The sequence below is a fragment of the Bacillus sp. AF62 genome (assembly GCF_050312695.1).
In the GTDB taxonomy this organism is placed as follows: Bacteria; Bacillota; Bacilli; order Bacillales; family Bacillaceae_G; genus Bacillus_A; species Bacillus_A cereus.
Map to the genome: position 1 here is coordinate 17,619 of NZ_JBNPJZ010000066.1, position 21,939 is coordinate 39,557.

A 21,939-nucleotide genomic window follows, 5' to 3' on the forward strand; every position below is an offset into this window, starting at 1 on the left:
TAATATATTCTTTTCTAGCAATTGTTTTAAAAAGGGAGATAGCAAATGGATTCAATGACATTTCTTTTATTCGGAGCGACAGGGGATTTAGCGAAACGCAAAATTTACCCTGCTTTATACAAACTATTTAGTAATAAAAATATACCGCAATCTCTTTCGATTATCGGTATTGGCAGAAGGGGAATGTCAGATGTGGAATTTCAAACAATAGTAGGACAATCCCTTACTACATTTTCTAGAAAATCTACTGATGACGAATCAGGAGTAGAAGAATTTATTAGCACATTTCGTTATTGTCAATTAGATACAGCGAATATAGAGGACTATCAAGATTTGTTGAGTCTTGTAAAGAGGCGTGAAATAGAATTAAACATTCCTGAAAACCGCATGTTTTACCTATCTGTTATACCAGAAGTATTTGATGTCATTGCTTTAAATATTAAGGAAAGTGGATTGTGGGCTACAAAAGGATTAAACCGTCTTATTATAGAGAAGCCTTTTGATTATAATGTAACGTCTGCTCGCGAGTTTAATGGAAAATTAATTGAAGATTTTGATGAAACTGATATTTGTTATGTTGATCATTATCTTTGAAAATGAATGGTAACTAGGAATACACTTAGAAAAGTATTATGAAATAAATAGTATTTAATTCAAGACATTTTTATTGACGATAATAATTTATGTGGTTAATATATTAGACATAAGATTACTTAATTACTAAAAGTAATTAGATATAAAATATTTCGTTAAGTTCTATAAATAAGTAAGTTGCAGTAGAAATGCTTTGAATTGCCACTATTAATATTGGGGACAATGAGAGGGCGAAAGGTATAAAAAGAATTGGAATTAGATAACTCTTTGTTTTTTATAAAAACAGGAAGTATAAGAGTATGAGCTTCTGTACAATTCATTTTTAGTATATTGACGAGGATTATACAACAAGAGGGGGACTGAAATTGGAATCAATGACCTTTGTTTTATTTGGAGCGACAGGGGACTTAGCGAAACGCAAAATTTACCCCGCGCTATATAACTTATATAGAGATCAAAAGCTTCCAAAGCAGATATCTGTTATCGGGCTTGGAAGACGTCAAGTATCTCATGAAGATTTTCAAGAAAGAATAAAAGAATCAATAGAGACGTTTTCTCGTCAGAGGGAAGAAGGTACTCCGGAACTCGAAGGTTTTTTAGATAATTTTCGCTATTGTCCATTAGATGTGAGTAAACCGGAAGACTATGAGAGGTTATTACAAGTCGTTCGTCAAAGGGAAGAGGAACTACATATAAAAGGTAATAGAATGTTCTATCTTTCAGTTGCTCCTGAATTTTTCGAGACGATTGCTTTAAATATTAAGGAAAGCGGACTTGATAAAACAGATGGATGGAAACGCCTGATGATTGAGAAACCGTTTGGGCACGACCTTACATCTGCTCGTGAGCTTAATGATAAGCTTAGTCGCACGTTTAAAGAAGACGAGATATACCGTATTGATCACTATTTAGGTAAACCGATGATTCAAAACCTTGAAGCACTAGAATTTGCAAATCCTGTTCTCCAATCGATTTGGAACAAAGAACATATAGCAAATGTACAAATTACAGCTAGTGAAACAGTTGGGGTTGAAGAAAGAGCCGGATATTATGATCATGCAGGAGCCATTCGAGATATGGTTCAAAATCATATGTTACAAATATTAATGATGACTGCTATGAATCTGCCGGAAAAGGTTAATGCATGTGAAATTCGAGAGGAAAAACGAAAGGTAATGGAGACGCTTCGTAAAGTGAAAAAAGAAGACGTTCAAAGCCATATCGTTCGCGGTCAATACGCTTCAGGAGAGATAAAAGGCGGGCAAGTTGTAGCGTATAAAGAGGAGCCAGGAGTAAATCCTTCTTCTAACATAGACACATTTGTTGCTGCTCGTTTGTGGATCGATAATCCATTTTGGACTGGCGTTCCATTTTATATACGAACAGGAAAACGAATGAAAGAAAAGTCCACTCGTATTGTAATCGAGTTTAAAAATACGTTAAAACAGCAATATCAAGATAATAATCCAAATGCAGCACCTAACTTATTAATAATTGAAATTAGCCCAGGTGAGAATGTTTCATTACAGTTAAATAGTAAAAATCCATTGAAAAATGGAGAGATTGAACCGATGCGTATTAACTTTACTTGCGAGCAAGTGGATGTGGGAGTACCTGAAGCGTATGAAAGACTCATTCATGATGCGGTGAGTGGAGACGCTACATTCTTTGCACATTGGAGAGAAGTTGAATTGTCATGGGAATGGGTACAACCAATTCTTGAAGCGTTCGAGGAAAACTTATTACCACTTCATGAATATGAGTCTGGTTCATATGGTCCAGAAGCGTCTAATGAACTGTTGCAAGAAAGTGGATTTAAATGGTGGTTAGATCAAGAGACGGAAAAATAAGTACTTTCTTTCATGAAATCATTTAGGGGGACGATTACTATGACACAAAACATAAATCAATTAGCAGTGAATACACTTCGTACGTTATCGATTGATGCTATTAATGCGGCAAACTCAGGTCATCCAGGTCTTCCGATGGGAGCAGCACCAATGGCTTATGCATTATGGGCGAATCATTTAAATTACAATCCTAATCATCCAAAGTGGTTTAACCGTGATCGTTTCGTTTTATCGGCGGGACATGGATCTAGTCTGTTATATAGCCTACTTCATTTAGCTGGATATGACGTTTCAATTGATGACTTGAAAAACTTCAGAAAGTTAAATAGTAAAACACCAGGACATCCTGAGTTTGGTCATACTCCTGGAGTTGAAGCGACTACAGGCCCGTTAGGACAAGGGATTGCTAATGCTGTCGGAATGGCAATGGCAGAAGCTCATTTAGCAGCGAAGTTTAATAAGGGTGGTCACTCTATTATAGATCACAATACGTATGCTTTAGTCGGAGATGGTGACTTAATGGAGGGTGTCGCTTATGAAGCGATGTCAATGGCAGGACATATGAAACTTGGCAAGTTAATTGTACTGTATGATTCAAATGAAATTTCACTTGATGGTGAATTAGGCATTGCTTTCTCTGAAGATATTCAGAAAAGGGCAGAATCTGTACATTGGCAATATGTAAGAGTTGAAGATGGAAACGATGTCGATGCTATTACAAAAGCCATTACATTAGCGAAAGAAAATACGGATCAACCTACTCTTATAGAAATTAGAACCATTATAGGTTATGGAAGTCCAAAAGTTGCTGGAACGAACAAAGCACATGGTAATCCGCTTGGAGTAGAAGAGGCAACAGCGACAAAACAAGTGTATGGTTGGGATTATGAGGAAGATTTCTTTGTACCTGAAGAAGTAAAAGCTCATTTTAATGAACTGAAACAAAAAGGTATTGAAAAAGAAAATGACTGGAATGAGCAGTTCAACTCATACAGAGAAGCGAATCCTACACTGGCAGATGAATTAGAAAAAGCGATTACAGGTGAGGTTTTAATTGAATCGAAAGACATTCTATCCTTTGATACTGAAAAAACGATTTCCACTCGTGTTGCAAGTGGGGAAGCTATTAATCATTATGTGAAATCGATTCCTTCTATTTTCGGTGGAAGTGCAGATCTTTCTCATTCTACGATGACAGATATAAAAGGTGAAGCAGTATATGCAGTAGAATCATATGCTGGACGAAATATATACTTCGGTGTACGTGAACATGCAATGGGCGCGGCAGCGAATGGACTGGCTCTCCATGGAGGAGTAAAACCTTTCGTAAGTACATTCTTTGTATTTAATGATTACCTTCGTCCATCGATTCGACTGGCTGCACTGCAAAAGTTACCTGTTACTTACGTATTTACACATGATTCGATTGCTGTAGGAGAAGATGGTCCAACGCATGAACCAATTGAACAATTGGCAGCGCTTCGAGCAATTCCTGGTCTAACAGTTATCCGTCCGTCAGATGCAAATGAAACAGCAAGTGCTTGGGCGTATGCTTTACAGCAAACGGATGGTCCAGTCGTTTTAGTACTGAGTCGTCAAAATTTACCGGTGTTTAATGAAACGAAAGCGAACATAGAGAATCTCTCTAAAGGAGCTTACGTATTAACACAAACAAATGAAAATCCGGATGTAATTTTAATTGCGACAGGTTCTGAAGTATCCTTAGCTGCTAGTGCGAAAGCAAAATTAGAAGAAGATCAAGTTTCTGTTCGCATCGTTGCAATGCCGAGCTGGGAGTTATTCGATCGCCAATCGAACGGATATAAAGAATCCATTCTTCCGTCTTCTATAACGAAACGAGTATCTCTTGAGATGGGTGTATCTCTAGGTTGGGAACGTTATGTAGGACAAGAAGGAAAAGTACTATCAATTGAAACATTTGGAGCTTCAGGAACTGGAGCTGAAGTCATGAATCTATTTGGATTTACGACAGAAAATGTTGTTCAAATTACAAAAAATGTGTTGAATTCTTAAGCTATGACTGTGAATACCTTTGTGTACATACTAACATTTCAGTGCTGAAAGGTATTCCAGATTGTAGTGATATGGATTTTTAATAAAAGATGATTTGAGGAGGAATTATATTATGCAAGTAGGATTAATTGGGTTAGGTAAAATGGGATTAAATTTAGGGAAAAATTTAATGGATCATAAACATGAAGTAGTAGCATTTGATTTAAATACGAGCGCAGTAGAAGAAATGAAAGAGTACGGGGCAACAGGTACATCTAGTTTAAGTGAACTTGTTCAGTCATTACAATCACCAAGAATTCTTTGGGTAATGGTACCACACGCTGTTGTTGATTCTGTTATTGATGAGGTTACACCACTTTTATCAAAAGGAGATATTTTAATTGAAGCTGGTAATTCACATTATAAAGAGTCTATCCGCCGATATGAGCAATTAAAGAAAGATGGCATTCACTTTATGGATGCAGGAACTTCTGGCGGAATGGAAGGCGCTCGTAATGGTGCTTGTTACATGATCGGAGGAGATCAAGAAGCTTGGGACATCGTTGAACCTATCTTCCGCGATACTGCTGTAGAAAATGGATTCTTATATGCTGGAAAAGCTGGTAGTGGTCACTTCTTAAAAATGGTTCATAACGGAATTGAATACGGTATGATGGCTGCTATTGGTGAAGGATTTGAGATTCTAGAGAAAAGTGAATTTGACTACGATTATGAAAAAGTATCAAGAGTATGGAACAACGGTTCAGTAATTCGTTCTTGGTTAATGGAATTAACAGAAAATGCATTTTCTAAAGATGCAAAACTGGATGAAATTAAGGGGGTTATGCATTCTTCTGGTGAAGGAAAATGGACAGTAGAAACAGCATTAGACCTTCAAACAGCAACTCCTGTTATCGCAATGTCTCTATTAATGCGCTACCGCTCATTAGACAATGATACATTTACAGGAAAAGTTGTAGCAGCTCTGCGCAATGAATTTGGCGGACATGCAGTAGAAAAGAAATAAAGTGAAACTTTAATAAGTAGGGGCTTTATTCCATACCAATCAGGCTTTTACGGGATAAGCATATTAAACATGTAACTCATCAACGTTTAAAAACTGGAGGGAATTGATCATGAAATTTTTTATTGATACTGCAAATCTTGAGGACATAAAAAAAGCATATAAACTTGGAGTTTTAGCTGGTGTTACAACGAATCCTTCTTTAGTAGCAAAAGAGGGCGTTAAGTTTGAAGACCGTATCGCAGAAATTTGTCAGGCAGTACCTAAAGTTGAATCTGTTTCGGCAGAAGTAACGCCAGATGCTGTTACAGCTGAAGAAATGATTGCTCAAGCAGAAGAATTAATTAAAATTAACGGTGGCGATAAAAATGTCACGATAAAACTTCCAATGACGCTAGCAGGATTAGAAGCTTGTCGCTATCTTACTGAAAAAGGTGTGAAAACGAACGTTACACTTATTTTCACTGTGAACCAAGCACTTTTAGCTGCTCGAGCAGGTGCAACATACGTTTCTCCATTTTTAGGACGCTTAGATGATATTTCTGAAGATGGTGTACTATTAGTTGCTAAAATTGCTGAATTATTCGATGTTCATCAATTAGATACACAAATTATTGCGGCTTCTGTCAGACATCCAGATCACGTAACTCGTGTAGCGATGGCAGGTGCTCACATTGCAACAATCCCTTATAAAGTAATTGAGCAACTTGCTATGCACCCATTAACAGACCAGGGTATTGAGAAATTTGCTGCGGATTGGGCGAAAGCTCCTAAATTATAATGCATGAAAGTGAAGGTGCTTTCAGAAAATTGCTTTTCATGAGAGGACAAATCCTAAGTAACTTCATCGTTTAAACTGGATCCTGAGTTTGTAGTCTTACTACGTGAAAACAGCAGAGAAGAAAGCGTCATTCACTTTTAAAAAGGGAAAAATTGCTCGCGCGAAGCGTTTATCACAATAACATTATAATTATTAAAGAGAAATCCCCTTATTAGAGAGATGAGTTATAGTGTATCTCTAATAAGGGAGATTCTTTTTATATAAATCATTATGATGTGAAGATGCTTTTAAGTGTATAGCAATATGTAAAGGTATCTTTTACTCAAGTAAGAACTATATAGGTTCTTTTAATTATATAGCAATTATGAAAGGGTTTACATAAAGGGGGATTGAGTATGAATATGTACCTTTTAATGATTACATTATTATCAATTGTAATTGTTATTTTAGGGGTATCTTGGTGGAGATGGCATGCGTTTATTAGTTTAACGATTGCAAGTTTGTTTTTAGCAATTATGTCTGGAATGCCAATGGATAAAATAGTGAGTGCTTATGAAACGGGAGTCGGAAGTGTTCTAGGACATTTAGTAGGCATTTTAGTATTAGGTACAATTTTAGGGAAAATTATGGAAGAGTCAGGTGCTGGAATGCAAGTGGCAGAGTTCTTTATTAAATCCTTTGGGATAAAAAACTTACCGTGGGCTATGTTAATTGCAGGTTTTATTATTGGAATTCCGGTGTTTTTTGAAGTAGGTATTTTAATATTACTGCCGTTAGTAATTTCAATTCATAAAACTACGAAACAAAATATTTTATTGATAGCGTTACCAGCAATTGCTGGGCTATCTGTCGTACACGGCCTTGTTCCTCCACATCCAGGGGCAATCGTTGCAATTGGTATTTATAAAGCGAATCTTGGGAAGGTACTAATGTATTCACTCATTATTACATTTTTTGCAGCGATTATCGCAGGTCCTATATTCGCTAAATGGATTCACAAACGTGTAATTCCTGAAAATGAGCCAGAATTGATTCGTGTAAATACAAAATCAACGAAATTACCAGGAATAGGAGTTTCATTTTTAGTTATATTGTTACCTGTTATGTTAATGGTTTTAGCTGCAGCAGCTCCTTATGTGCCTCTTTCTACTACTTTGATGAAGATTGTCACATTAATCGGTAGTCCTATAATTGCACTATTGATTGCATGTTTTGCGGCGTTCTATTTTCTTGGATTTCGTCAAGGTATCGATAAAAAAGCTATTAAGAAGATAACAGAAGATAGCTTATTACCAATCGGTTCAATTGTTGCGATTATTGGTGCTGGCGGGGGATTTAAGCAAATTCTTATCGATAGTGGTGTAGGCAATGCTATTGCTCAAATGTCTGAACATTTAGCTCTATCTCCAATTGTATTAGCATTTATGGTTGCTGGATTAATTCGAATTGCGACAGGGTCAGCGACAGTCGCTTTAACAACAGCAGCGGGTATCGTTTCTCCAATCGTTGAAAATACGACAGGTGTGAACTTAGAGTTACTCGTTATTGCAACAGGTGCAGGAGCACTTATGTTTTCACACGTAAACGATGCTGGTTTTTGGATGGTAAAAGAATACCTAGGGTTAACAGTGAAAGAAACATTTAAAACATGGACGGTATTAGAAACGTTACTTTCATTTATCGCTTTTGGAGGAGTTTTACTACTCGATATGTTTGTTTAAGATAAAGATGTTTCTATTTAGATAATTGTGGCATACAACGTTATCAATAGATAAAAGGAATGTATTTTTATGGTGGGATACTGTAACAATTTTTTGTTAGGAGGAAGAAATGGTGAGCTCAAAATATATGATTGGTGTAGACATTGGGACAACTAGTACAAAATCAGTTCTATTTTCTACTGATGGATCTGTTATTGCTAGTCATGGAATTGAATATCCTTTATATTCTCCTACGCCTGAAACAGCGGAACAAGACCCAGAAGAAATTTTTCGTGCAGTAATAAATACGATTAAAGAAACTGTACGATCAAGTAGTGTACAGCCAAGTGATATTCTTTGTGTCTCTTTTAGTTCGGCAATGCATAGTATCATTGCTGTAGATGAAAAGGGAGAGCCGTTAACGAGATGTATCACTTGGGCAGATAATAGAAGTGCAAGCTGGGCGGAGAAAATAAAGAATGATATGAATGGTCATGAAATTTACCTTCGTACTGGGACACCAATTCATCCGATGTCACCACTTTCGAAATTAGTTTGGCTACAGAATGAGCAGGCAGAGTTATTCGCAAAAAGTTATAAATTCATTTCTATTAAAGAATATGTTTTTTACAAGTTATATAAAGAGTATGTAATTGATTATTCTATAGCGTCAGCAACAGGGATGTTTAATTTAAAATCTTTAAAATGGGATGAAGAGGCTTTACATGTTGCGGGAATTACAGATGAAAAGCTTTCAAAGCTTGTTCCAACAACGCACAGTTTAACAGGATTAGATGAAGAGCTTGCCAAAGAGATGAATGTACTTGTTTCTACGCCTTTTGTAGTAGGAGCGAGTGATGGAGTACTATCTAATTTAGGTGTAAATGCAATAGATCCTGGCGTTGTGGCTGTTACAATTGGTACAAGCGGTGCGATTCGTGCTGTAACAAATCGTCCTGTAACAGATCCAAAAGGGAGAATCTTTTGTTATGCGTTAACTGAAGACCATTGGGTAATCGGTGGACCAGTGAATAACGGCGGTATGATTTTCAGATGGGCTCGTGACCAATTGGGTACTTCAGAGATTGAACTTGCGAAGCGTTTAGGGAAAGATCCATATGAAGTACTTACTGAAATAGCAGCAAAAGTGAATCCTGGATCTGACGGTTTATTGTTTCACCCGTATTTAGCAGGGGAAAGAGCTCCTTTATGGAATGCAAATGCACGAGGATCTTTCTTTGGACTCGGATTGCATCATAAGAAAGAACATCTTATCCGTGCTGTTTTAGAAGGCGTAATTTATAATTTATATACGGTTCTTCTCGCTTTAAAAGAGTTAATTGGCGAACCGAAAAAAATTCAAGCGACAGGCGGCTTTGCAAGGTCGGAACTTTGGAGACAGATGATGGCGGACATCTTCCATCAAGACGTATATGTTCCGGAAAGTTTCGAAAGCTCTTGCTTAGGAGCTGCAATCCTCGGTTTATATAGTTTAGGTGAAATAGATACATTATCCGTAGTTTCTGAAATGGTAGGTGCAGATTTTCATCATGAGCCAAACATGGAAAGTGTGGAAAAATATAAAGATTTAACGCCAATCTATATTCGTCTGTCCCGTCAATTGGAAGAAGAATATGAAAGTATAGCAGCGTACCAAAAAAAGTGGGTTTAAAAGCTATTTACCAAGAAAATATGGTAACGTATAAAGAGGTACTCCGATTTTTTAGGATACTCTTTCAACATAAAATATTTTAAGAAGTATGATGAATGAAAAATATAGGGAGAGAGGGTTATGAAAATGAAGGATAACAAAGAGTTTATTGGATATGTTGGAACTTACACGAAAGAAAATAGCGAAGGAATATATAAGTTTACTTTAGACACAGAAGCAAAAAAAATTAGTAATGTAACACTTGCCGCTAAGCTGGATAACCCTACATATGTAACGATTAACCGAAATAATGAATATCTCTATTCAGTTGTTAAGGAAGGCGAATCTGGCGGTGTAGCTGCTTATTCCATTGATAGTCATACTGGAGAACTAAAAGCGAAAAATAGACAAGTAGTAGAAGGGGCTTCTCCTTGTCATATTAGTGTTGATAGTGGAAATCATACAGTAGTTACAGCAAATTACCATAAAGGAACGATTGAGTCTTTTAAAGTAAATGAAGAAAATGGAACTGTAAATCCTGCTGCATCTATTATGGCACATGAAGGTTCAGGTCCGAATAAAGAAAGACAAGAAAAACCACATGCACATTACGCGGGATATACTCCTGATGAAAAATATGTGATAGGTGTTGATTTAGGGATAGATAAATTAATTACGTATGAAATAAAAGATAGTACATTAATAGACGTGAATAGCCTGTCTGTGAATCCGGGAAGTGGACCAAGACACATTGCTTTTCATCCAAATGGAAAATACGCTTATGTAATGACGGAGCTTAGTTCAGAGGTTATTGCGCTAACATATAACTCGGAAGAAGGATCCTTTACAGAATTACAGTATATTTCTACTCTTCCAGAACAATTTGATGAAAATAGTCAAGGCAGTGCTATCCATATTTCTTCTGACGGCCGCTTTGTATATGCAGGTAATCGTGGTCATAATAGTATTGCTGTTTTCAGTGTGGATCAAAACTCAGGCCAGCTTACATTTGTGGAACATACATCTACAGAAGGAAATTGGCCGAGGGACTTTGTATTAGATCCTACTGAAAAGTTTCTTGTTGCTACAAATGAAAAGTCACATAATCTTGTGCTATTTTCAAGAGATGAATCTACAGGAAAGTTAACACTTTTACAATCTGATGTTGCTGTGCCAGAGCCTGTTTGTGTGAAGTTTTTAAATGTTTAAGTTGTGTCCGATATAATTTCATATACTCAGAAAACAATAAAAAGCAAAGCGATATCGCTTTGCTTTTTATTGTTTCTTTTTCGGTCTACGTACTAACTCACCGCCGCAATTTGGACAAACGTTTTGCCTTTCTTCTGTACATGGTGCGCAAAATGTACATTCGTATACGCAAATGTAAGCTTCAGAATCTTGCTCGAGTGATTGATCGCAAATTTGACAGTTTGTTTTCATTTCTAGTGCCATAATAAGTCTCTTTTTAGTTTGAAAATTTATAATTTAATTATAATTCATTAAATAGAAATAGTCCTTTTCAATTGAAAGGAAATCGAATGATAAAGTTATGAATTGAAATGAAAGATGCTAGTTTATTTTAAAATTGATTATTTATTACAGTTGGAATATTATGAAATAGTCAAAAGACAACAGGGGGTATAGATTTTGACTAATCATAACGATCATTTAAAAGCAAACTGCGAAACATGCTTCGGTCTATGTTGCGTTGCATTACCGTTTGCAGCATCGGTAGATTTTGCAGTGAATAAAGATGGTGGTAAACCATGTTCCAACTTACAATCAGATTTTAAATGTAGTATACATAAAAATCTTAGAGGAAAAGGTTATAAAGGTTGTACAGTATTTGAATGTTTCGGTGCTGGGCAGAAGATTTCTCAGGGTACGTTTAAAGGGATTGATTGGAGGAAAGATGCAAAGCATGCAAGAAAAATGTACGATGCTTTTCCGGTTATGCATCAACTTCATGAAATGCTTTGGTATTTGAATGAAGCGATTCTTTTAAAGGCAACACAGCCAATTCATAAAGAGCTGGAGACCGCAATTGAGGAGACAGAGCGACTTTCGAATTTAAATCCAGATGAGTTAATGAAAATAAATGTTCCAATGCATAGGGCAGAGGTGAACATTCTTCTTTTAGAAACGAGCGAATTAGTATGGAAGGAAATGAATACTGCGCGTAAGAAACGAATCATTCACCGCGGAGCAGACCTTATGGGAGCGAATCTGAAAAAGAAAAATTTACAAGGTGCAAATTTAAGAGGAGCTTACTTAATTGCGGCTAACTTAAATGGTGCAGATTTAAGAGGAGCAGATCTCATCGGAGCAGATTTGCGAGATGCAGATATTCGCGGGGCTGATTTTACTAATAGTATTTTTCTGACGCAAGTTCAAGTTAATGCTGCTAGAGGGGACAAACATACGAAATTACCGAAATTATTGTCTCGTCCATCGCATTGGAGTGCGTAAAGAGTGAGGAGTATTTAGTGTGGATATATTTCAGTATTTAGAAGAGATGCAAGAGGATGTCTTTTCGTTAGCAGTAGAGCAAATAGAAGCGAAGTATTATGATATTTGTTGCATGTTGGCATCTACAGAATATGCAGAACGAATTAAAGTAATTGATGTAGAGTCATATAAGGTAAGTATTCGAGTAGGTTTGGATGCAGCTGTAGAAATGGCTACTAATGAAGAAGCAAAAGCGATTTATTTTGAGTATGACCTTGATAACGAGTGGACTAGTCAGTTTTATATTTGTGAGGAGTATGCTCCACTTGAAGAAGAGGATGATGATTGGGCTTCTGAATGGACATATGATGTTGAGGGACCGGAGTCTGTAGAATTAGCGGATATGTATAATGAAAATGGCTTTGACACAAGTGAAAAAGCAATCGGTATCACTTTATATTTAATTGCTAAAACGCTGTGTAGTTTTATAAGTGTACGTAGTGAAGTGCAAAATAATATACCGATTTGTATTGGTTTTCACGACCAAGATCCAATAATGCGAACAGGCAGAGACTAAGAATCTCTGCCTGCTTTTTATTTCTTTTCAAAAGTAGTAATTAAAACGCTACATATAATAAGAATACCACCAATAAAAAAGTTACTATTTAATGTTTCATTTAAGAGCAACCAACCAAGTAACGATCCAACGATAGGTTGGAAGAAGAAAAATAAGGAACCTATGCTTGCATCCAGTAATTCTAATCCTTTATTCCAAAGGAAAAAGGCACCTGCTGTTGAGACGATTCCTAAGTATAATACGCCTAATATTACGTACGTATTTACTGTTCCGATAGAGGCCGCTTGTAGCTCCCATATCATAAAAGGTGTAATAAAAAAGAGTGAAAAGAAAATTGCGTACGTTGTAATAACTAAGGATGAAAATTGGATTGAAGCGATTTTTACATAAATAGATAGTAAAGCCCACGTAATAGCGGCTCCAACTAAAATGATTGTTCCGATAAAATAGGAGCCAATTTCAATATCCCATCCGATTACGATAATGACACCGATTGTCGCTATTATAGTAGATAAAAGTCTACGAGCAGTTAGTTTTTCTTTCAAAATGAGCGCTGCAAATATAACCATAAATGCAGGTGTAGCTGATGTAACTAACGAGCCTGTATGAGCGTCGGATAATTTTGTTCCGATAAATTGGCATGTGATCGAAATGAAATAGCCGATAAATCCAATCCAAGCGAATAGGAGCCAATCTTTTTTGCGAATGGTTACTTTTTTCTTTTGCTTTTTCTCAGCTAGTTTCAAAATGCCATATAAAACAACAAAAGCGATAATAAAGCGTAGCCAAAGGAGTGTTAGTGGTGGGATAAAATCGAGTACGTATTTGCTAACAACATACATACCGCCCCATATACTTGCTGCTAGTGATAAGTATATAGCTCCTAAAATTGTTTGTTTCATGTAAAGTACCTCCGTCTATTTTTAGGGTATTATGAGTTCCCTAAGACGAGGCGTAGTGTATGTGTTATATGATTGCCCGTCTTAGTTTATAGACGGCCTACAGGTTGATCGTTTTCGAATGAAGTGTTGTAGTACATGCGTGCATTCCTCCTCTTTAAGTTATAATGATATTATAACTTAATTTTCTGATTATTGGAGGTTGTTATGAAATATATCGTTATAAAATCACATGTTAGCAATTATCCTAATCCAATTCGCTTAGAAGAGGGGGATGTAGTGAAAATGATAGAGAGTTACGCTGGTCCGGAAAACTGGATGTTTTGTCACGAAGAGAAGTATAACCGGAAAGGAGGGGTTCCGGAGCAAATTATAAGAAAAGATATGAATAGAACAGGAATTATTATAAAACAATATACTGCGAAAGAATTAAATGTGAGTATTGGAGAAAGATTGATCGGATTAGAAGAATTGAATGGATGGGTTTGGTGCGAAGGAAGAGATGGTGAGAAGGGCTGGGTACCAAAGGAAAACTTACAAAAATATTAATAATAATATTTGATCAATAATTAGGAAACATATTTTTGCTTATGAGTATATTGGTTGTAGGATAAAAAGTAGATTAATAGAGAAAGAGGAGGAGATTGTAATAACTACAACCGTTATTTCTCATTTTTATAACGAAGAGTATTTGCTACCATGGTGGCTTATGCATCACACGAAACTGTTTGATCATGGTATTTTAATTAATAAAGGTTCAACAGATCGTTCCGTTGAGATTTGTAAAAAATTCGCACCGCATTGGGAAGTGCGAGATTCTGTAAATCCAGAGTTTGATGCATATGCGACAGATCATGAAGTGATGAGGATAGAACAAGAAGTACAAGGATGGAAAATGGTTTTAAATACGACTGAGTTTCTTTGCATGCAAGATAAAAATCAGTTTTGGAAATCGCTAAATGAATTGGGGGGGAGGATGTATTGGCTGGACGGGCTTATTATGGTTGATGATCCTAACTACAACTATCCGGACCTTAACTTTGGAATACCTTTAATGAAACAGCGATTTCATGGTTATTTACCAGAAGATTGGCCGTTATGGAGAAGAGGTAGATTTATTCATAATCATGAGCATGGAAGTTATACGGTTGGAAGACATTTATCTGCGCATGAATCGATGATTTATCCACCTCTTGCCTGTATATTATGGTTTGGGTTTAGTCCGTGGAACGATGCGATGAGAAAGAGAAAGTTACAAATTGGTCCAACTCTTTCTGAAGCTAGTAAGCATGGGGGAATGGGGACGCACCATATTATTACGCTGGAAAGATTAGAAGTATGGTATAAGGAATTAGCGAGAGGAACGAAGGATTTACGTTTTAGTGATGCATATCGTTATGTTTTTGTATAAATGATTTCCACCATAAAATTGTTTCTTCTATTCCTGTATTTAAATCGTATGTTGGTTTCCAGTTTACTTCAGTTTTTAAACGTTCTACACTAACGCCGACAAATAAAGGTTCATCCTTAGAGAAAGGAATCGCGTCTAGTTTAATTAAATGTTCTTTTCCTATTTTTTTAGCGATGATAGAAGCTAGTTCTTTAATTTGTACAGATTGACCTGAAGCGATATTGATGGTGCCTGTAACGCCATGTTCTAATATTGTTACGAGAGCGTCAGCGACGTCACTCACATGGAGGAAATCTCTCGATTGTTTTCCATGTGTACATAGTGCTTCCTCATTTTTTAATAAGGAAGTGATAATGTTAGAAACGAGCCGATTACCTTGTTCGTAAGGTCCATACATATGAAAAATGCGGCCCCAACACATGCTGAGGCCTGTTTGTTGTGCATACGTTTCTAACCAGGAGTGCAGTGCGTTTTTACATAATGAATACGGGGTTTTATAAGAAAGAAGCGGCGAATCTTCAAATAATACGCCGTTAAACCATTCATATTCTGCGCCAGTACCTGCAACGACAACACGCTTTCCGCCGCATGTTGTGAAGTGTTGAATCAATGAAATACTAGACTTTAGCCAATAGTAATTATTAATAGATACATAGCATGCTGGTGGCACTGCTTCCCAAGCAAGGTGAATGAGATGGCTAGGCTGAACGTCGGAAATGAATTGTTTTACTTCGTTATCGCGAAGCAAGTTTACTTTATGCCAATGGCAAGGGAGGTGAGAGGGTTTATTTTTATTATACGTGGCGTGCACTTCATATCCCTTTTGTATAAGTGAATGTACAACATATTTACCTATCCAGCCACTACCACCTGTTACAACAACTTTCTTCATGGCTCGATCACCTCAACTTCTGGAACCGTCACTAAAAATTTACCGCCCCATTCACGAATGAAAGAGCATTCTTTCATAATTTCGTCTTTCAAATTCCAAGGAAGTATGAAAATGTAATCCGGTTTTGTACGTTTAATTTCTGCTGGAGATTTTATTGGAATACGAGTTCCTGGTAAAAGGAGATTTTGTTTGTGAGGATTTTTATCTACTGTATAAGCTAGAAACTCTTTACCTATCCCGCAATAATTCAAAAGGGTGTTTCCTTTAGCTGGAGCACCGTAACCGATAATTTGTTTGTTTAAAGTTTTCGCTTCAATAAAAAACTTTAAAATATTTATTTTCAATTGTTCGATGCGTTTAGAAAAAAGGAGATAGCAATCTAAAGTATCTAACCCTTGGTCGACTTCTTTTTGAATTAATTTTGTAACATTGGAATGGATAGTTGATTGGGCACTTAGATGGTTTACAAAAATCCGTAAGGAACCACCATGCGTTGAAAGTTCTTCTACATCAACAATTTGTAAATGATGATGAGCTAAAATTTTTTGAAGGCTTATAAGTGAGAAATAGGAGAAGTGCTCATGATAGATAGTATCGAACTGATTAGATGATATGAGGTTTAATAAGTGCGGGAATTCAATTGTTATCGTTCCATCACGTTTTAATAAGGTTTTTAAACCAGAGACAAAATCATGCAAGTTTGGAACGTGTGCTAATACGTTATTTGCGACGATTAAATCAGCTTGTGGTAATTTTTTTGCTAAGTCATTACTGAAAAAATTCACATGAGTAGGAATTCCTTTTTTGATAGCGATGTCTGCTACGTTTTTTGCTGGTTCAATTCCCAACGCATCGATATTTTCTTTTTGAAAGTATTGTAATAAGTACCCATCGTTACTTGCAATTTCAATCACTTTTGAATGTTTCGTTAAGTTGAAACGCTTAATCGCCATTTCTACATATTGTTTAGCGTGTAGTAGCCAACTTGAGGAGTAAGAGCTGAAGTATAAATAGTTATGAAAAATATTTTGTGGGGATTCAAATTCATCTAGCTGTACGAGTAAACAAGAGTTACAAACAAATGTGTGCAGCGGATAAAAAGGTTCCATTTTATATGAGCTTTCAGGAGCTACAAATGAATTAGCAAGAGGGGAAACGCCCAAATCTAAAAAAGTGTTGGTTAGTAATGAGTGGCAAAAACGGCATTTTTTCTGCTCCATTTTATAGCCCCCTTATAAATTTTTGAATGCATCGATTTGTTGTCGTGTGAAAGATTCTATATTTTCACCAGATGCATATTTTTTGTACCAATCAACAGTCCAAGCGATAGCATCATCTGTTGATAACTTAGGAGTCCAGCCGAGTTTGTTTACTGCTTTTGTACTATCGAGTGTTAAAACAGGTGATTCATAAGGAGTATTTGTAGAGGAGGAAATGATTGTTAGTGGGTTATTCCATAATTTTATTACAGATTCAATGACATCATGAACGGTTCTGTTAGGTTCATTCATTGGGCCGAAATTCCACGCTTCTGCATATTTAGCATCATTCCAAAGTTTCTCAGCTAAAAGGATATAGCCATGTAGAGGATCTAAAACATGTTGCCACGGACGGACGGCATATTTGTTTCGAATACACAAAGTATGCTTGTGCAAATATGCCCGAATGATATCAGGGAATAATCGATCTTCTGCCCAATCACCACCGCCGATGACGTTACCAGCTCTGACTGAGGCGAGTTTCTGGGTATTAGTGCGGAAGAATGATTTTTGATAGGATGTTGCCACTATTTCAGCGCAAGCTTTACTAGCGCTATAAGGGTCGAAACCTCCTAGTCGGTCATTTTCCACGAACGCTCCGTCGCCACTACCGTCATTCTCATAACATTTATCGCTTGTCACATTAATAATGGCACGTACGCTTTCGAAGGACTTTGCTGCTTCTAGCACGTGGACAGTACCTAAAACATTCGTTTTGAATGTATCGATAGGATTTTTGTATGAAGCGGTTACGATTGGCTGAGCTGCTAAATGAAATATTATGTCAGGTTTATGCTGCTTCATGGCATGAAATAAAGAATGGTAATCTGTAATATCGCCTTTCATTGTCGTGCACTCTTTTGCTACGTTACCCTGTTCAAAAATGTTAGGAATGGATGGGGGATGAGAAGAAAAGCCTACTACTTCTGCACCTAAAGAACTTAAGAAAAGGGTGAGCCAGGAGCCTTTAAATCCAGTATGTCCCGTAATAAATACTTTTTTCTTATTCCAAAAAGATGATGAAGCCATATTACCAAACCTTCCACGGAGCGTTATTATTTTCCCATAGCTCGACTAATTTATTTTTATCGGGCAATGTATCCATCGGATGCCAAAAACCAGAATGTTGATATGCGGCCAATTCATTTTTGTTTACTAACTGAACTAAAGTGTCTGTTTCAAAAACAGACTTATCTCCACTAATGTAATTGAAAACTTCAGGATTTAAAACGAAAAATCCACCGTTAACCCATCCGCCATCACCTAATGGTTTTTCTTGAAAAGATGTTACAGACTGTTTATCTAATATGAGAGAACCAAATCTACCAGGAGGTTGTACGGCAGTAACAGTAGCCATTTGCCCATGTTTTTTATGGAATGTAATAAGTTCTTTTATATTTACATTACTTAATCCATCACCATAAGTGAGGCAGAAAGGTTCGTCTCCGACATAATTTTGAATCTTTTTCACTCGGCCACCCGTTTCGGTATTTACACCAGTATCGATTAGTGTAACTTTCCATGGTTCTACACGATGAGAATGGCTAGTAATTGTATTATCGCTTAACTGTATTGTGAAATCAGACATGTGTAAGTTGTAATTTAGAAAGAACTCTTTAATTGCATATCCTTTATAGCCTAAGCAAATAATAAACTCAGTAATCCCGTAATGACTATACAAACTCATAATGTGCCATAGAATGGGCTTTGTTCCAATTTCAATCATAGGTTTCGGTTTTAAATGTGTTTCTTCCCCAATTCTTGTACCGTACCCACCAGCAAGAATAACAGCTTTCATTTTTTCCTCCTAAAATAAAAATTTATTATTTATACAGTATTCATGTTTTATGCAAATGAGATTGTTTTTGATTAAGCGAATGAAAATGTTTGAGGTGATGACGATGCAGAAAATATTACGGTTTGAATTTTGGGAATAATTCTTGATATTCGGGGTTATGACGGAGGTCTTGTGTTAGGTTACTAAGCTCTAAAAAACGTATGTCCAGTACTTCAGGAGATTGACCGTAATGTGTTTGAAGCCCCATTTGAATACCCCTTTTTGAAAGGGTAGGTGTAATTTGTAATTTTCTTGCCTTTGATTGTTCATTCCAAGGGCTAAAATAGAATTTTAAAATAAATGAAGGATAGTCATAAATTATATATCCGTGCCGCGAATGATGTCTACCAGGTAAATATGCACCGTCTAGATGATTGTGAATAAATCTCCAAGCACATCCGAGACTTGGGTTATAAGGGAAGACACCGTGGTATCGCTGTTCTACTAAAGGGATAGAATATCTAGGCTTTGAATAATTATAATTATGATTATCTATCATTAAAATCATTCTAATCGCATACATGTTTTGGCCTAGTGTATGAAGAGATGAAAAAAATTCTTCAGTATTATTACAACAAAAGAATTCAGTAGTATTTAAAACGATTTTCCAACCTGAAACTTCTCTTTCAATTTCCATCACTTCAATATCAGTATTAGTTGGATCAAACTCAAGAAATCTTGAATTTCGTACTTCCCAGTGGGGTGCTAATAGTTTACAAATCTCTACGGAACGATCTGTAGACCCTCTATTAATTAAAATGCCGTGATCGAATATTTTCGTGTGATGCATAAGCCACCATGGAAGTAGGTATTCTTCATTATAAAAATGAGAAATGATTGTCTTTTTCATATTAATTCCCTCCTATACAAGCAATCATTATTAGTAGGATATGCTTTTAAATAAGAAAGGTTAAAAGTGGCAGACAATGTAGTGATTAGGTAGTAGTTTAGTAATTTTATTGTATAAGTGTAGATTACTCGTATTGAATCATCATAGGAGGAGATTGGAATTTTGTATAAATTGTGAATAATAAACCGTCACGTTTGACTGTACAGTTTATGTGTTGTATGATGTAAGTAATATAAACAAGGGGGGAAGATCGTTGGGAAGGTGTATCGAATCGGACAGTTGGCTCTCATGGCTCACGTGTCGAAACGAACGATTGATTATTATACGAATCTAGGTATCTTAAAAGCGGAGCGATCTCAATCTAATTATCGCTATTACGACGAAACAGCATTTGAGACATTACAATTTATTGAGAAGTGCAAAGAAATGCATATGCCGCTTTGTGAGATTAAAGAGAAAATCGAGGAGAAGAAGAAGCTGCTCGGTATCAATGAACACGTTTCGAAACAAGTGAATGAAGTGACAGACCATATTCATCAATTAGAAGTGGAGCTTACTGAGTTAAAGCCGCTTTTAGATGGATTGACTGATTCACAACGTGAAAAAATATCGAAATCTTTATCTGGTCAAACGACAGCTTTAATACAGACACTTGCTCTATTATTATAGAATAAGTGAAATCCGACCTCTTTAATTTTTGTATCGGGCTATGTTTTCTAACAAACAAATAAGAAAACATTATAGTATACAGGAGGTGGACACCTTAGTTTTTTAACTAAGGGGATTCATTGGAAATATTTAATTTAGTCATGGTTGCGATTTTAATCGCATTTACTGGATTTTTCGTAGCAGCAGAGTTTGCGATTGTAAAGATACGTTCAAGCCGTATCGATCAGCTTGTTGCGGAAGGAAAACGCGGTGCTTTAGCAGCGAAAAAGGTAACAACAAATTTAGATGAATATTTATCTGCTTGTCAATTAGGTATTACAGTTACAGCTATGGGATTAGGTTGGTTAGGTGAACCGACAATTGAAAAGTTATTACACCCGTTATTTGAGAAATGGAACTTAAATCCTTCTATTTCATCAGTATTAACATTTGGTCTTGCTTTTATGATTATGACGTATTTACACGTTGTAGTAGGGGAATTAGCTCCGAAAACGATGGCAATTCAAAAGGCTGAAAGGGTAACGTTATTATTGGCAGGTCCATTAATGATGTTCTATAAAGTAATGTATCCATTTATTTGGGTATTGAACGGTTCAGCTCGTGTGATAACTGGTTTATTCGGTTTAAAGCCAGCTTCAGAACATGAAGTAGCTCATACAGAAGAAGAATTACGCCTTATCCTTTCAGATAGCTATGAAAGTGGCGAAATTAATCAAGCTGAATACAAGTATGTAAATAACATTTTTGAATTTGATAACCGTATTGCAAAAGAGATTATGGTACCGCGAACAGAAATCGTTGGTTTCTACCTGGAAGATTCAGTAGAAGAACACATGAAAGTGATCCAAAATGAGCGATACACACGTTATCCGATTTTTGGAGAAGATAAAGATGATATTATCGGTATGGTCAACGTAAAAGATTTCTTTATTCGATATATGACCGAGGATCAAAAAGATTTATCATCTATTCGCTCGTATATGCGTCCGATTATTGAAGTGATGGAAACGACTCCAATTCACGATTTATTACTTCAAATGCAGAAGAAGCGAATTCCAATGGCTGTTTTATATGATGAGTACGGAGGAACAGCCGGAATTGTAACGCTTGAAGATATCTTGGAGGAAATCGTCGGCGAAATTCGTGACGAATATGATGAAGATGAAGCACCGCCAATTCAACATGTGAACGAGCAACATATTATTGTTGATGGAAAAGTGCTTATCTCAGAAGTGAAAGATTTATTTGGATTACACATCGAAGAAGATGATGTGGATACAATCGGTGGATGGATTATGATGCAAAATCATGAAATCGAAGAAGGACAACATGTTGAGGCAGAAGGTTATGAATTTAAAGTGTTAGAAAAAGACGCTTACCAAATTAAACGTGTTGAAATTCGTAAGATGGAACAAGAACAAGAACAAGAAGAAGAGAAAGCAGCAACTGTGTAAGTTGCTGCTTTTCTTCTAAAGTACAAAAAA

The 21,939-nt window shown here is 36.3% G+C and carries 21 protein-coding genes; 14 read left to right on the forward strand and 7 right to left on the reverse strand.

Annotation, left to right across the window (positions count from 1 at the left end):
* Positions 1 to 45: 45 nt before the first annotated feature.
* The 8 genes from ACQRBL_RS15575 to ACQRBL_RS15610 all read left to right on the forward strand — a co-directional run bounded on the left by ACQRBL_RS15575 (position 46) and on the right by ACQRBL_RS15610 (position 10,822).
* Positions 46 to 594, forward strand: coding sequence for a glucose-6-phosphate dehydrogenase (locus ACQRBL_RS15575; protein WP_023522554.1), 549 nt, complete (start codon positions 46 to 48; stop codon positions 592 to 594).
* A gap of 365 nt (positions 595 to 959) precedes the next feature.
* Complete coding sequence (zwf, locus tag ACQRBL_RS15580; RefSeq protein WP_411995897.1) at positions 960 to 2,444, forward strand: glucose-6-phosphate dehydrogenase; 1,485 nt, start codon at positions 960 to 962, stop codon at positions 2,442 to 2,444.
* A gap of 39 nt (positions 2,445 to 2,483) precedes the next feature.
* Positions 2,484 to 4,478 carry a transketolase gene (gene tkt, locus ACQRBL_RS15585; protein WP_411995898.1) on the forward strand — a complete coding sequence of 665 codons (1,995 nt, stop codon included), beginning with the start codon at positions 2,484 to 2,486 and terminating at the stop codon, positions 4,476 to 4,478.
* Positions 4,479 to 4,590: 112 nt separating this feature from the next.
* Positions 4,591 to 5,484, forward strand: coding sequence for a phosphogluconate dehydrogenase (NAD(+)-dependent, decarboxylating) (gene gnd / locus ACQRBL_RS15590; protein WP_001195925.1), 894 nt, complete (start codon positions 4,591 to 4,593; stop codon positions 5,482 to 5,484).
* A gap of 109 nt (positions 5,485 to 5,593) precedes the next feature.
* Positions 5,594 to 6,262 (forward strand): fructose-6-phosphate aldolase, encoded by a 669-nt coding sequence (gene fsa / locus ACQRBL_RS15595; protein WP_000667692.1) that lies wholly within the window; start codon positions 5,594 to 5,596, stop codon positions 6,260 to 6,262.
* Between the two features lie 395 nt (positions 6,263 to 6,657).
* On the forward strand, positions 6,658 to 7,983 hold the full coding sequence (gntP, locus tag ACQRBL_RS15600; RefSeq protein WP_411995899.1) for a gluconate permease GntP: 1,326 nt from the start codon (positions 6,658 to 6,660) through the stop codon (positions 7,981 to 7,983).
* A gap of 109 nt (positions 7,984 to 8,092) precedes the next feature.
* Entirely contained in the window at positions 8,093 to 9,634 is a 1,542-nt protein-coding gene (gene gntK, locus ACQRBL_RS15605) for a gluconokinase (RefSeq protein WP_000254953.1), read from the forward strand.
* Between the two features lie 120 nt (positions 9,635 to 9,754).
* A complete protein-coding gene (locus ACQRBL_RS15610) occupies positions 9,755 to 10,822 on the forward strand; it encodes a lactonase family protein (protein ID WP_411995900.1) in 1,068 nt (355 codons plus the stop codon).
* A 66-nt stretch (positions 10,823 to 10,888) separates the two neighbouring features.
* Here ACQRBL_RS15610 and ACQRBL_RS15615 read toward each other — a convergent pair whose 3' ends face one another.
* Positions 10,889 to 11,065 carry a DUF1272 domain-containing protein gene (locus ACQRBL_RS15615; RefSeq protein WP_001162791.1) on the reverse strand — a complete coding sequence of 59 codons (177 nt, stop codon included), beginning with the start codon at positions 11,063 to 11,065 and terminating at the stop codon, positions 10,889 to 10,891.
* Between the two features lie 195 nt (positions 11,066 to 11,260).
* Here ACQRBL_RS15615 and ACQRBL_RS15620 point away from each other — a divergent pair, with 195 nt between their 5' ends.
* Both ACQRBL_RS15620 and ACQRBL_RS15625 read left to right on the forward strand, forming a co-directional pair.
* Complete coding sequence (locus ACQRBL_RS15620) at positions 11,261 to 12,082, forward strand: pentapeptide repeat-containing protein (RefSeq protein ID WP_000181453.1); 822 nt, start codon at positions 11,261 to 11,263, stop codon at positions 12,080 to 12,082.
* Positions 12,083 to 12,101: 19 nt separating this feature from the next.
* The gene (locus ACQRBL_RS15625; protein WP_000350943.1) at positions 12,102 to 12,638 is read left to right on the forward strand and encodes a hypothetical protein; all 537 of its coding nucleotides are present in this window, start codon (positions 12,102 to 12,104) and stop codon (positions 12,636 to 12,638) included.
* 17 nt (positions 12,639 to 12,655) lie between these two features.
* Here the strand turns inward: ACQRBL_RS15625 and ACQRBL_RS15630 are convergent, their stop codons facing one another.
* Positions 12,656 to 13,540 (reverse strand): DMT family transporter, encoded by an 885-nt coding sequence (locus tag ACQRBL_RS15630; RefSeq protein ID WP_411995901.1) that lies wholly within the window; start codon positions 13,538 to 13,540, stop codon positions 12,656 to 12,658.
* 204 nt (positions 13,541 to 13,744) lie between these two features.
* Here ACQRBL_RS15630 and ACQRBL_RS15635 point away from each other — a divergent pair, with 204 nt between their 5' ends.
* Both ACQRBL_RS15635 and ACQRBL_RS15640 read left to right on the forward strand, forming a co-directional pair.
* On the forward strand, positions 13,745 to 14,086 hold the full coding sequence (locus ACQRBL_RS15635) for an SH3 domain-containing protein (RefSeq protein ID WP_411995902.1): 342 nt from the start codon (positions 13,745 to 13,747) through the stop codon (positions 14,084 to 14,086).
* A 61-nt stretch (positions 14,087 to 14,147) separates the two neighbouring features.
* Positions 14,148 to 14,948, forward strand: coding sequence for a glycosyltransferase family 2 protein (locus ACQRBL_RS15640; protein ID WP_098563774.1), 801 nt, complete (start codon positions 14,148 to 14,150; stop codon positions 14,946 to 14,948).
* On the opposite strand, the gene ACQRBL_RS15645 is transcribed toward ACQRBL_RS15640, so the two are convergent.
* From ACQRBL_RS15645 to ACQRBL_RS15665, 5 genes are all read right to left on the reverse strand, one after another.
* Complete coding sequence (locus ACQRBL_RS15645; RefSeq protein WP_140157130.1) at positions 14,917 to 15,840, reverse strand: NAD-dependent epimerase/dehydratase family protein; 924 nt, start codon at positions 15,838 to 15,840, stop codon at positions 14,917 to 14,919. The two genes, ACQRBL_RS15640 and ACQRBL_RS15645, sit on opposite strands and share 32 nt — an antisense overlap.
* On the reverse strand, positions 15,837 to 17,060 hold the full coding sequence (locus ACQRBL_RS15650) for a class I SAM-dependent methyltransferase (protein WP_071731197.1): 1,224 nt from the start codon (positions 17,058 to 17,060) through the stop codon (positions 15,837 to 15,839). Before ACQRBL_RS15650 ends, ACQRBL_RS15645 begins: the two co-directional genes overlap by 4 nt.
* A 12-nt stretch (positions 17,061 to 17,072) precedes the next feature.
* Positions 17,073 to 18,128, reverse strand: a complete 1,056-nt coding sequence (gene rfbG, locus ACQRBL_RS15655) for a CDP-glucose 4,6-dehydratase (protein ID WP_411995903.1) — start codon at positions 18,126 to 18,128, stop codon at positions 17,073 to 17,075.
* A 1-nt stretch (position 18,129) separates the two neighbouring features.
* Positions 18,130 to 18,897: a glucose-1-phosphate cytidylyltransferase gene (gene rfbF / locus ACQRBL_RS15660; protein ID WP_411995904.1), complete on the reverse strand. Its 768-nt coding sequence runs from the start codon at positions 18,895 to 18,897 to the stop codon at positions 18,130 to 18,132.
* Between the two features lie 115 nt (positions 18,898 to 19,012).
* Positions 19,013 to 19,786: a glycosyltransferase family 2 protein gene (locus ACQRBL_RS15665; protein ID WP_065484533.1), complete on the reverse strand. Its 774-nt coding sequence runs from the start codon at positions 19,784 to 19,786 to the stop codon at positions 19,013 to 19,015.
* 261 nt (positions 19,787 to 20,047) lie between these two features.
* On the opposite strand from ACQRBL_RS15665, the gene ACQRBL_RS15670 reads away from it, so the two are divergent.
* Both ACQRBL_RS15670 and ACQRBL_RS15675 read left to right on the forward strand, forming a co-directional pair.
* Positions 20,048 to 20,455, forward strand: a complete 408-nt coding sequence (locus ACQRBL_RS15670) for a MerR family transcriptional regulator (protein ID WP_000285635.1) — start codon at positions 20,048 to 20,050, stop codon at positions 20,453 to 20,455.
* Positions 20,456 to 20,574: 119 nt separating this feature from the next.
* Positions 20,575 to 21,909, forward strand: coding sequence for a hemolysin family protein (locus tag ACQRBL_RS15675; protein WP_000402260.1), 1,335 nt, complete (start codon positions 20,575 to 20,577; stop codon positions 21,907 to 21,909).
* The last annotated feature ends 30 nt before the right edge of the window (positions 21,910 to 21,939 follow it).

Excerpts from the sequence above, each read along its gene's own strand:
- ACQRBL_RS15575 (WP_023522554.1), top strand. The coding sequence starts at position 46 with ATGGATTCAATGACATTTCTTTTATTCGGAGCGACAGGGGATTTAGCG.
- rfbF (WP_411995904.1), bottom strand. The coding sequence starts at position 18,897 with ATGAAAGCTGTTATTCTTGCTGGTGGGTACGGTACAAGAATTGGGGAA.
- gntK (WP_000254953.1), top strand. The coding sequence starts at position 8,093 with ATGGTGAGCTCAAAATATATGATTGGTGTAGACATTGGGACAACTAGT.
- rfbG (WP_411995903.1), bottom strand. The coding sequence starts at position 18,128 with ATGGCTTCATCATCTTTTTGGAATAAGAAAAAAGTATTTATTACGGGA.
- ACQRBL_RS15630 (WP_411995901.1), bottom strand. The coding sequence starts at position 13,540 with ATGAAACAAACAATTTTAGGAGCTATATACTTATCACTAGCAGCAAGT.
- ACQRBL_RS15635 (WP_411995902.1), top strand. The coding sequence starts at position 13,745 with ATGAAATATATCGTTATAAAATCACATGTTAGCAATTATCCTAATCCA.
- ACQRBL_RS15615 (WP_001162791.1), bottom strand. The coding sequence starts at position 11,065 with ATGGCACTAGAAATGAAAACAAACTGTCAAATTTGCGATCAATCACTC.
- fsa (WP_000667692.1), top strand. The coding sequence starts at position 5,594 with ATGAAATTTTTTATTGATACTGCAAATCTTGAGGACATAAAAAAAGCA.
- ACQRBL_RS15645 (WP_140157130.1), bottom strand. The coding sequence starts at position 15,840 with ATGAAGAAAGTTGTTGTAACAGGTGGTAGTGGCTGGATAGGTAAATAT.
- ACQRBL_RS15650 (WP_071731197.1), bottom strand. The coding sequence starts at position 17,060 with ATGGAGCAGAAAAAATGCCGTTTTTGCCACTCATTACTAACCAACACT.
- tkt (WP_411995898.1), top strand. The coding sequence starts at position 2,484 with ATGACACAAAACATAAATCAATTAGCAGTGAATACACTTCGTACGTTA.
- ACQRBL_RS15665 (WP_065484533.1), bottom strand. The coding sequence starts at position 19,786 with ATGAAAAAGACAATCATTTCTCATTTTTATAATGAAGAATACCTACTT.
- gntP (WP_411995899.1), top strand. The coding sequence starts at position 6,658 with ATGAATATGTACCTTTTAATGATTACATTATTATCAATTGTAATTGTT.
- gnd (WP_001195925.1), top strand. The coding sequence starts at position 4,591 with ATGCAAGTAGGATTAATTGGGTTAGGTAAAATGGGATTAAATTTAGGG.
- ACQRBL_RS15610 (WP_411995900.1), top strand. The coding sequence starts at position 9,755 with ATGAAAATGAAGGATAACAAAGAGTTTATTGGATATGTTGGAACTTAC.